Here is a 12,043-nt window from a genome sequence, read left to right on the forward strand (position 1 = left end):
CCACACACCCCTCCCCACCTACCCCTTCCAACACCAACGCTACTGGCTGCAATCACACCAAACCCCCACCGCTCCACCCGGAATCGACGTGCGCGACCACCCGTTGCTGAGCGCGGCCGTGCCGCTGGCGGGTGCGGGCGTGGTGCTGACGGGCGTGCTGGGCGCGGGGGCTCCCGAGTGGTGTGCCGACCACGCGGTCGCCGGGACGGTGTTGCTGCCGGGTACCGCCTTCGTGGAGATGGCGATGAAGGTCGGCGACGAGGTGGGGTGCGGCTCGGTCGAGGAGTTGACGGTGCGGGCGCCGCTGGCGCTCACCGGCCCAATGACCGTGCAGGTCGCGGTGGGCGAGCCGGACGGGTCCGGGCGCCGTCCGGTGACCGTGCACTCCCGGCCGGGATCGGCCCGCGCGGAGACCGCGTGGACGCTCCACGCCGAGGGTCTGCTGGCCGAGGGCACCCCGGACGGTGCCGGCGACCCGCCGGCTGATCTCGCCGCCTGGCCACCGTCCGGTGCCCTTCCCCTGCCGACGGGCGCGCTCTACGACGACCTGGCCGCCCAGGGGTACGACTACGGCCCCGCCTTCCAGGGTGTGCGGGCCCTCTGGCGCCGCGGGGACGAGGTGTTCGCGGAGGTCGAACTGCCGGCGGAGGCGGGTGCGTCCGACGGGTTCCTGCTGCATCCGGCACTCCTCGACGCCGCCCTTCACACCGTGGCGGCGAGCGGGCTGTTGCCCCAGGTTCCCGGGGTCCGGCTGCCGTTCGCATGGTCGGGCGTGCGGGTGTACGCCTCGGGTGCGCGGGCGCTACGGGTAGTGGTGCGTCGTACGGGGCCGGAGTCCGTACGGCTTACGGCCGTGGACGGCGACGGTGCGCCTGTGGTGTCCGTGGCGTCGCTGGCGCTGTTGCCGGTCGCCGTGGAGGCGCTGCGCGCGGCCCCGCGGTCCGAGGCGCTGCTGGCGGTGCGGTGGGAGGAGGCCGGGCCGACCGATGCGGCGGACGGGTCCGGGCCGGGCGAGTGGGCGGCCAGGATCTCCGGGCCCGACGAACTCGACGGGCTCCGCGAGTCGCTCGGGATTTCCGGGCCCGACGCCGTACCCGCCCCGCAGCCGCCCGGCGGACCTCGACCCGGCGGACTTCAACTCAACGTACTTCCGGCCGTGTTGCTGGACCTTGCCGGCCCCTCCCCTGTGGAGGTCGGCGAGTTGGTCCGGTCCGCGCTGGAGGTCGTCCGCCGCTTCGTGACCGAACCGGGGCTGCGGAACCACAGGTTGGTGGTCCGGACCCGGGGCGCGGTCTCGGTGGGCGACGACGACCGGATCACCGACCCGGCGGCGGCCGCCGTATGGGGTCTGGTGCGGTCGGCGCAGAGCGAGCATCCGGGCCGCTTCGTCCTCGTCGACACCGGCACCGACACCGGCACCGGCACCGGCACCGGCACCGACGCGGACGCAGACGCGGACACGGACACGGGGTTTGCGCCGGGCTTGGTCGGCGCGGAGTCCCAACTCGCGTTGCGCGACGGGACGTTGTACGTGCCGCGCCTCGTCCGCTATCCGCTCGCGGAGGGCTCCGCGCCGCCCACCGAAGCGGCTGCGGCACCCGCCGAAAGTTCGGTGCCGCCCGTCTTCGACGGCGACCGTACGGTCCTGATGACCGGTGGCACGGGAAGCCTGGGCGCGCTCGTGGCGCGGCACCTCGTCACCGTGCACGGGGTGCGGCGGCTGCTGCTGCTCAGCCGCTCGGGAGCGGGCGCGGCCGGTGCGGCCGAACTGGTCGGGACGTTGGCGGAGTCGGGCGCCGTCGTCGATGTACGGGCCTGTGACGTCGGGGACCGGGACGCACTGGCCCGCATCGTGGCGGAGATCCAGGGATCGGGGCATCCGCTGGGGGCCGTGGTGCACATGGCGGGCGTCCTGGCGGACGCGACCGTCGAGGGGCTGAGCGGCGAGGCCGTGGATGCGGTGTTGCGGCCGAAGGCCCTGGCCGCCTGGCACCTGCACGAGCTGACGGCCGGGCTGGACCTGTCGGCCTTCGTGCTGTTCTCGTCGGTGGCGGGTGTCCTCGGCAACCCGGGGCAGGCCAACTACGCGGCGGCCAACGCGTTCCTTGACGCCCTGGCCGTCCACCGCGGTCAACTGGGCCTGCCCGCGCTGTCGTTGGCGTGGGGGCTGTGGGAGCAGCCGTCCGGGATGACCGGGCATCTGGACGGGCGGGACCTGGCCCGGATGCGGCGCGCCGGGCTGCTGCCGCTGCCGGCTCAGGAGGGGCTGGCCCTGCTGGACGCCGCCCTCGCCGCGACGGTGCGGGACGGTGGCCCGGCCGCTCTGGTGCCGGCCCGGATCGACGCGGAGGCGTTGGCGCGGGCCGGGCGGCCCGTACCCGCGCTGTTGTCGCGGCTCGCGCCGCGTGCCGTACGGCGGACGGCCGCACAGGCGACGCCGGCGGCGGCCTCCCGGTCCGGGTTGGCGGAACGGCTGGCCGGGCTGTCGGCCGACGAGCGGGAGCGGCTGCTGCTGGGGCTGGTGCGTGACGAGACGGCGTTGGTCCTGGGGCATGCGAGCGGCGACGGGCTGGACGTGGCCGGCGAGTTCCGGGAACTGGGCCTGGACTCGCTGATGGCGGTGGAGGTGCGCAACCGGCTGGCGACGGTCACCGGTCTCGCCCTGCCGTCCACGGTGGTCTTCGACCATCCGACACCTCGCGCGCTGGCCCGGTTCCTGGGCGGGCGGCTGACCGGCGCGGCCGCCATGCCCGCGGCTGCGGAGCACGCCGTGCCGCGCGTTGACGGCGAACCGGTGGCGATCGTCGGCATGGCCTGCCGCTATCCGGGCGGGGTGAACGGACCCGCCGATCTGTGGCGCCTGGTGCTCCAGGAGCGGGACGCGGTGGGCGAGTTCCCCGTCGACCGCGGCTGGGATCTGGCCGCGCTGCTCGACCCGGCGACCGGCGCGCGCGGCTCGAGTGCCACCCGGCACGGCGGGTTTCTGGACGACGCCGCCGGCTTCGACCCGGCGCTGTTCGGGATCTCGCCGCGCGAGGCGCTGGCCATGGACCCGCAACAACGGCTGCTGCTGGAGGTGTCCTGGGAGGCCCTGGAGAACGCGGGCATCCCGGCGGAGGCCGTGCACGGCTCGCGCGGCGGTGTGTTCGCCGGGCTGATGTACCACGACTACGGCAGCGGCTCGGTCGAGGTGCCGGAGGGCGTGGAGGGGTATCTGCTGACGGGCGGCGCCGGCAGCGTCGCCTCGGGCCGGATCGCCTACGCGCTGGGGCTTGAGGGACCCGCGCTGACGGTGGACACCGCGTGCTCGTCGTCGCTGGTGGCGCTGCACCTGGCCGCGCAGTCGCTGCGGCGCGGGGAGTGCGATCTGGCGCTGGCCGGCGGGGTGACGGTGATGGTCGCGCCGGACACGTTCGTGGAGTTCTCCCGGCAGGGCGGGCTGGCGCGCGACGGCCGCTGCAAGTCGTTCGCCGAGGGGGCCGACGGCACCGGCTGGTCCGAGGGTGTGGGCATGCTGCTGGTGGAGCGGCTGTCGGACGCCCGCCGTAACAACCACCGGATCCTCGCGGTGGTACGCGGCTCGGCCGTCAACCAGGACGGCGCCTCCAACGGCCTGACCGCGCCCAGCGGTACCGCCCAGCAGCGCGTCATCCACCAGGCGCTCGCCGACGCCGGGCTCGCGCCGGCCGACGTGGACGCCGTCGAGGGCCACGGCACCGGCACCGTCCTGGGCGACCCGATCGAAGCCGGTGCCCTGCTGGAGACGTACGGCCGGGACCGGCCCGCCGAACGGCCGCTCTATCTCGGCTCGGTGAAGTCCAACCTCGGCCACACCCAGGCCGCCGCCGGTGTCGCCGGCATCATCAAGATGATCATGGCGCTGGACGAGGGCGTGCTTCCGCGCAGCCTGCACGCGGACGAGCCCTCCTCGCACGTGGACTGGGCGTCCGGCGCGGTGGAGTTGCTCGCCCGTACCCGGACCTGGCCCGCGACGGACCGGCCGCGGCGGGCGGCCGTGTCGTCCTTCGGGATCAGCGGGACGAACGCGCACGTCATCCTTGAGCAGGCACCGCCGCCCGCCGCCCCGCCCGAGCGCGGCCCGGACCCCGCCGTCGTCCCGTTGCTGCTGTCGGCGGCCGACGAGGAGGCGCTGCGCGCGCAGGCCGCGCGGATCGCGGCGACCGTCGCCGCGGGTGCGGAACTCGTGGACGTGGCCTGGTCGTTGACGACCACCCGCAGCGCGCTGCGAATGCGCGCCGCGGTCGTCGCGGGCGGGCGGGAGCAGGCGGTCGAGCGGCTGCGGGCGGTGGCCGAAGGGCGCTCCACCGCCGGGACCTTGACGGGCCGGGCCCGGGAGGACGCCCTGCTCGCGGTCGTCTTCAGCGGCCAGGGCAGCCAGCGCCTCGGCATGGGCCGTGAACTGTACGAGGCCCAGCCGGTGTTCGCCGCGGCCTTCGACGAGGTGTGCGCGCACTTCGCTCCGCATCTCGAACAGCCGCTGCGGGACGTCGTGTTCGGCACGGACTCGGACCTGCTGGACCGCACCGACCACGCACAGCCCGCGATCTTCGCCGTCGAGGTGGCGCTGTACCGGCTGCTTGAGCACTGGGGTGGGCGGCCCGGCCTGCTGATCGGGCATTCCATCGGCGGGTTCGCGGCGGCCTGCGTCGCCGGGGTGTGGTCCCTCGCCGACGCCTGTGCGCTGGTGGCCGCGCGCGGACGGCTGATGCGGGCGGTGACGGCGGACGGGGCGATGGCCGCCGTGGAGGCCACCGAGGAGGAGACCCGGCGCGAACTCGCCGGGTACGGCGACCGGGTGGGCGTGGCCGCGGTCAACGGGCCGTCCGCCGTGGTGATCTCCGGTGACCGCGAGGCCGTCGAGGAAGTGGCGGCGCGGTTCCGGGCACAGGGGCGGCGGGTACGGCGGCTGCGGGTCGGCCACGCCTTCCACTCCGCGCACATGGACGCGATGTCGGCCGCCTTCGCGGACGTCCTGGCCGGCGTCTCCTTCCACCCGCCGGCGTTGCCCGTCGTGTCCGATCTGACCGGCGCACCGGCCGGCCCGGACGAACTGTGCTCACCCTCCTACTGGGTACGGCACGTACGCGAGCCGGTCCGCTTCGCCGACGGCGTCCGCGCGCTGCACGCGGCGGGCGCGACGGCGTACCTGGAACTGGGGCCCGCCGGTGTGCTCACCGGGGCCGTCCGCGACAGCCTGCCCGCGGACGTCTCGCCCACGGACGCCGCACCCACGGTCGTCGCGGCGCTGCGCGCCGACCGGTCCGAGACGGCGACCTTCGTGGAGGCGCTGTCGGCCCTGCACCTGTCGGGCCTGCGGCTGGACTGGGCCAGGGCGTTCGAGAACACCGGCGCCCGGACCGTCGAACTGCCCGGCTACCCCTTCCGGCACCGCCGCTTCTGGCTCGCCGCGCCCGCCCGGACCACCGCCCTCGACACGTTCGGGACGCTCGTGGGAGAGCTGGACCTCACCGCGGAGCAGACGCGGACGCTGGACGCGCTGCTGAACACCCGGGACCGCGCGGACCGGCTACGACACTTCGCCCACCAGGTGACATGGGTGCCGACGACCGTCAACGGGGCTCGGTTGCACGGGCGTTGGCGGGTGGGCCTGCCGGCCGGCGTCGATCCGGCGGACGCGCGGGTGACGGCTCTTCGCTCCGCGCTGGAGCGGGCCGGAGCCGAGACCGTGGTGGGCCTGCCCGGCGACGGTGACGGGGCCGGCGACATCGCGGGTGACGTCGCCGGTGTAGTGGTCGCGGCCGCCCTCGCGCCGGACCCCGGGCTGTTCGCGCTGGCGGCAGCCCGCAGCGCCGGCCCGGACGCCCCGCTGTGGTTCCTCACCGAGGGTGCCGTCTCCACCGGATCGCAGGACCCGGTACGGGCGGTGGCGCAGGCCGCGGTGTGGGGGCTCGGCCAGGTCGTCTCGCTCGAACTCCCCTCCGTCTGGGGTGGTTTGGCGGACGTGGGCGGCTACGGCGACCGCGATCTGGACGCGCTGTGCGCCGTACTCGCCGCAGCCGTCCGCCCCGGCCGGGAGGACCAGATCGCGCTGCGCGACGGACGGGTCCGGGTACGCCGCGTCGTACCGGCCACCGGCGGTACGACTGATCCGGGTACGGCTGGTGCGGGTGCGGGTGCGGCCGGTGCGGGAACAGCCAGTGCGGGAACCGCCGTTGCGGACGCGGCCGGCGCGGGTACGGGTACGGGTACAGGTACGGGTACGGGTACGAATACGGCCGGCGCAGGTACCGCCGTTGCCAATACGGCCGTTGCGAATACGGCCCCCGGCCGGCCGTGGCGCGCCGGTGGAACCGTCCTCGTCACCGGCGGGACCGGGGCGCTCGGCGCCCACGTGGCCCGGTGGCTCGCGGACAACGGCGCCCGGCGTCTCGTCCTCACCGGTCGCCGGGGCGAGGCCGCTCCGGGTGCGGCCGATCTGGCCGCCGACCTGCGCGAGCGTGGCGCCGAGGTGTCGGTGGAGGCATGCGACACCGCCGACCGCGCGGCGCTCGCCGACCTGATCGCCCGCCACCGGCCCACCTCCGTATTCCACGCGGCCGGTGCCTTCGAGGCGTGCCCGGTGGCCGAGTTGTCGGCCGAGGAGTGGTCCGCGGCTCTCGCGGGCAAGGCCGACGGGGCGCGCCATCTCGACGAGTTGACCCGGGAGGCCGGCCTGGAGCTGGACGCCTTCGTGCTGTTCTCGTCGATCGCGGGCGTGTGGGGCAGCACCGGGCAGGCCGCGTACGCCGCCGGCAACGCGGTGCTGGATGCCCTCGCCCAGCGGCGGCGGGCCGACGGGCTGCCCGCGACATCCGTCGCGTGGGGACCGTGGCGAGGCGCGGGCATGGCGGCGGACGACGAGGTGGCCGGCCTGCTACGGCGCAGCGGGCTGCGCCCGCTGGCCCCGGCGGACGCGCTGGCCGCGCTTCAGCAGGTGCTGGATTCGGGTCGGCCCTGCCAGGTCGTCGCCGATGTGGACTGGGAGCGGCTGACCGCGATGTTCGCCGCTGTGCGGCCCGGCCCGCTGTTCGCCCTGTCGGCGGGGCACGGCGATACCGAAGCCGCCCCAACGGGCGAGGCGGCGGCCGGCGGCGAGTTCGCGCGCCGCGTGGGCGCGCTGCCGCCCCCCGAACAGGAACGGACGGTCCTGGCCCTGGTGCGGGACGAGGTGGCGGCCGCCCTCGGGCACGACGCGGCACACGACCTCGATGTCACGCAGACCTTCAAGAACCTGGGCCTGGACTCGCTGACCGCCGTGGAGGTGCGCGACCGGATCACCGCGGCGACCGGGCTCGCCCTGCCCGCCACCGTCGTCTTCGACCACCCCACCCCGCGTGACCTGGCCGCCTCGATCCGCGACCGACTGGCGGGCGCGGAGCGGGAATCCACGCCGGCCGCCGCGCCGCCCACCGCCGCGCCATCAGCCGCCGCGGCGGCGGACGAACCGGTGGCCGTCATCGGCATGGCCTGCCGCTATCCCGGCGGCGTGGTCAGCCCCGAGGACCTGTGGCGGCTGGTCGCCGAAGAGCGGGACGCCATCGCGGACTTCCCCGCCGACCGCGGCTGGGACCTGGCCGCCGTGTACGACCCGGACCCGGCCGCGTCGGGGACGTCGTACTCGCGCGAGGGCGGCTTCCTGGACGACATCGCCGGATTCGAACCGGGCCTGTTCGGGATCTCGCCGCGTGAGGCGCTGGCCATGGACCCGCACCAGCGGTTGCTGTTGGAGACGACCTGGGAGGCGTTCGAACGGGCCGGGATCGCGCCGACCTCGCTGCGCGGCAGCAGCACGGGCGTCTTCGTCGGCGCGGGTGAGCAGGACTACGCGGGCGGGGTGACGGACGCCCCCGAAGGGGTCGCCCACCACCTGTTGCTCGGGCATACCGCCAGCGTGCTGTCCGGCCGGGTCGCGTACGTCTTCGGCCTCGAAGGCCCCACCCTCACGCTCGACACGGCCTGCTCGGCCGGCCTGGTCGCCCTGCATCTCGCGGTGCGGGCGCTGCGCGGCGGGGAATGCGACCTCGCGGTGGCAGGCGGTGCGGCGGTGATGTCCACGCCGGGCGGCTTCGTGGAGTTCAGCCGACAGCAGGTGCTCGGCCGGACCGGGCGCTGCCGCTCGTACTCCGACGACGCGGACGGCTCGGCCTTCTCCGAGGGCATCGGCACGCTGGTCGTCGAACGGCTCTCGGACGCGCTGCGCAACGGGCACCCGGTGCTCGCCGTGATCCGCGGCTCGGCCGTCAACCAGGACGGCGCCTCCAACGGCCTGAGCGCGCCCAACGGCCGGTCCCAGCAGCGGGTGATCCGGCAGGCCCTCGCCGACGCCGGGCTGACCCCGGCCGACGTGGACGCCGTCGAGGGGCACGGCACCGGCACCCCGCTCGGCGACCCCATCGAAGCGACCGCGCTGCTGGCCACCTACGGGCAGGGCCGGCCGGCCGAACGGCCGCTGTACCTCGGATCGTTGAAGTCCAACATCGGCCACACGCAGGCCGCGGCGGGCATCGCCGGCGTGATGAAGATGGTGCACGCCCTCCACCACGGCGTCCTGCCCCGCACCCTGCACGTGTCCGCCCCCTCTTCGCACCTGGACTGGTCCTCCGGCGGGCTGGAACTGCTCACCGAGCGACGCGAGTGGCCGCAGGTGGAACGGGCCCGGCGGGCGGCCGTGTCGGCGTTCGGGATCAGCGGGACGAACGCGCACGTCATCCTGGAGGAGCACGCGCCCGCGGCGGCGCGGGAAGAAGAACACGTGCCCGGGGCGGCACAGGAACCGGGCCCGCAAGGCTCGCTCGCCCCCGCGGTCCTCGCCGGCGCCCCCGCGGTCCTCGCCGGCGCCCCCGCCGTCCTGCCCCTCTCCGCGGCGACCGCGGCCGGGCTGCGCGATCAGGCCCGGCGGCTGGTCGACTCCCTCGTCGCCCGGCCGGAGCTCGAACTCGCCGCGCTGGGGCGGGCGCTGGCGACCTCGCGGGTGACAGAACTGGAGCACCGGGCGGCCGTCGTCGCGGGCGGCCGGGACGAGGCGTTGGCCGCGCTCGCGGCGCTGGCCGACGGGGAGGCGCACGCCCAGCTGGTCACGGGTGCGGCCGCGCCGGGCGCCGGCCCGGTGCTGGTCTTCCCGGGCCAGGGCTCGCAGTGGCCCGGAATGGCGGTCGAACTCCTCGACACCTCACCGGTGTTCGCCCGCTCGCTCGCCGAATGTGACGCGGCGCTCGGCGAGTTCGTGGACTGGTCGGTCCTCGACGTGCTGCACGACCGTCCGGGCGCGCCCTCGCCGCAACGGCTCGACGTGGTCCAACCGCTGCTGTTCGCGGTGATGGTGGCCCTGGCCCGCACCTGGCAGGCGGCCGGGGTGGTGCCGGCGGCGGTCGTCGGGCACTCGCAGGGCGAGGTGGCCGCGGCCTGCGTCGCGGGCGCGCTGTCGCTGCCGGACGCGGCACGGATCATCTGCCTGCGCAGCCGGACCATGCAGGAGGAGTTGTCCGGGCTCGGCGCGATGGCGTCGGTGGCCCGGTCGCAGGAGTGGGTCGCCGCCCGGTTGGAGCGCTGGGGCGGCCGGCTGAGCGTCGCCGCGGTCAACGGGCCGGAGTCGGTGGTGGTGTCGGGCGAGGCGGCCGCGGTGGAGGAGTTCCTGGCGGACACCGAGTCGGCCGGCGTCCGGGCCCGCCGGGTGAAGGGCGCGACCGCCGCCGGGCACTCGGCCCAGGTGGAGCTGGTGCGCGAGCGCGTGCTGGCCGAACTGGCCCCCGTCGCACCGAGGTCGGGCCAGATCCCGGTCGTCTCCACGGTCACCGGCGAGGTGCTCGACGGCTCAGGTATGGACGCCGGCTACTGGTACCGCAACATGCGCGAGCCGGTCCGTTTCGACGCGGCCGTAAGGGAGTTGCTGGGCCGCGGACACCGGGTGTTCCTGGAGGCGAGTCCCCATCCGGTGCTGCTGACGGGTCTTCAGGAGACCATCGAGGACGCGGGCACGCCGGCGTCCGCGCTGGGCACGCTGCGCCGGGACGAGGGCGGTCCGCACCGGCTCGCGCTCTCCCTGGGCGCGGCATACGTCGCCGGAGTGCCCGTGGACTGGCCGCGGGCGGTGTACGCGCAGACCCCGCCGGCCTTCGTCGACCTGCCGACCTACGCCTTCCAGCGGCAGCGGTACTGGCTGGACGCGCCGCGCCAGTCGGCCTACTTCGTCTCTCCCGCCGCCGCGCCCGCACCCGCCGTGACCGACGACCCGGCCGGACGGCGCTTCTGGGACGCGGTCGAGAGCGGCGACGTCGATGCGCTGCTGGACGAACTCCCGCTCGTGAACGGCCAGATGGCGTCGTTGCGGGACGTGCTGCCGGCGCTCGCCGGCTGGCGGGAGACGGCACGGGAGGACGCGGCGCTCGACCGCTGGCGGCACCGGGTGGTGTGGGAGCCGGTCGCCACCGCCGCGCGGCCCACGCTCAACGACGGCTGGCTGCTCCTCGTACCGGACGACCCGGCGGCCGGGTCGGTGGCCGGGTCGGTGGCCGCGCCGGTCGAGGCGGCGCTTCGCGCGCACGGGGCGCGGGTGACGCGGCTCGCGCTGCCGGCCGAGGCCGACCGGGCCGCCGTGACCAAGGCGCTGGAGGGGATCGAGGTCCCGGCCGGTGTGCTGGCGCTGACCGGGCTGCTCGACGGCACGCACCCCGACCACGACGCCGTACCGCGGGCACTTGCGGCCACGCTGGCCGTCGTCCAGGCGCTCGGCGACGTGGACTGGCCGGCCCCGCTATGGGTGCTCACCCAAGGTGCGGTCGGCGCGGAGCCGGCGGATACGGTGCCCGCGCCGGAGCAGGCCATGGTGTGGGGGCTCGCGGCGACCGCCCGTCAGGAGCATCCCGAGCGGTGGGGCGGGGTGATCGACCTGCCCCGGGACCTGGCGCCGCGCGCGCTGACCCGGCTGGCGGCCGTGGTCTCCGGGGTCACCGGCGAGGACGAGGTGGCGGTCCGGGCCTCGGCGGCGCTGACCCGGCGGCTGGTGTCCGCACCCGTCGAAGACCGGTCGCAGAGCTGGCAGCCCACCGGAACGGTTCTGGTCACCGGCGGCACGGGCGCGCTCGGCGGGCACGTGGTACGGCAGTTGGCCGCCCTCGGGGCGCCCCACCTGCTGCTGACCGGCCGGCGGGGCCCGGACGCGCCGGGCGCGAGCGAACTGGCGGCGGAACTCGCCGCGCTCGGCTCCCGGGTGACCGTCGCGGCCTGCGATCTCGGCGACCGTACGGCGCTGGCGGAGCTGCTGGCGCAGGTGCCGGAGGAGTATCCGCTGACCGCCGTGGTGCACACGGCGGCGGCCGTGGACGACGCGTTGCTGATGTCCCTGACGGCCGATCAGCTCCAGCGGTCGTTGCGGGTGAAGGCACGGGCGGCACGCCATCTCGACGAGCTGACCCGGGACCTTCCGTTGGACGCGTTCGTGCTGTTCTCGTCGTTCGCGGGCGTCACGGCGGACGCGGGACAGGGCGGCTACGCCCCCGGCAACGCCTACCTCGACGCGCTCGCGCTGCACCGCCGGGCGCTCGGCCTGCCCGCGCTGTCCGTCGGCTGGGGGCACTGGGCGGGCGGCAGCGGGCTGGAGGGCGGCGAGGTGATCGCCAACCGGCTGCACCGGTTCGCGATGGAGTCGATGGACCCGCGGCGGGCGGTGCGCGCGCTGGAGCGGGCGGTCGCCTGCGACAGCGGTCATCTGGTCATCGCGGACGTGGACTTCGACCGCTTCGACGCCGGCTCGGTGGGAGTGCGGCCGACCCGGCTGTTCCTCGGCCTGCCCGGCTACCGCAAGGCCGTGCTACCCGCTGCCGGCGAGCCGGCGGCCACCCCGGCGGAGACCGGCGCCGGCTTCCGCGACCGGCTCCTGGCAGCCGCCGCCGGTGACCGTACGGCGCTGGTACAGGACCTGGTGCTGCGACAGCTCGCCGCGGTGCTCGGCCACGCCGACGCCGGCGAGATCTCGGCCACCCGGCTCTTCCGCGAACTCGGCATCGACTCGCTGACGGCGGTGGAG

1 protein-coding gene is annotated in these 12,043 nt (G+C 75.7%); it reads left to right on the plus strand.

Annotation, left to right across the window (positions count from 1 at the left end):
- Positions 1-88: 88 nt before the first annotated feature.
- Positions 89-12,043 (plus strand): type I polyketide synthase (locus tag AC13HU_RS19455; protein WP_483043176.1); only part of this gene is annotated, 11,955 nt, incomplete at its 3' end.

Source organism: Streptomyces sp. NH27 (genome assembly GCF_056859195.1).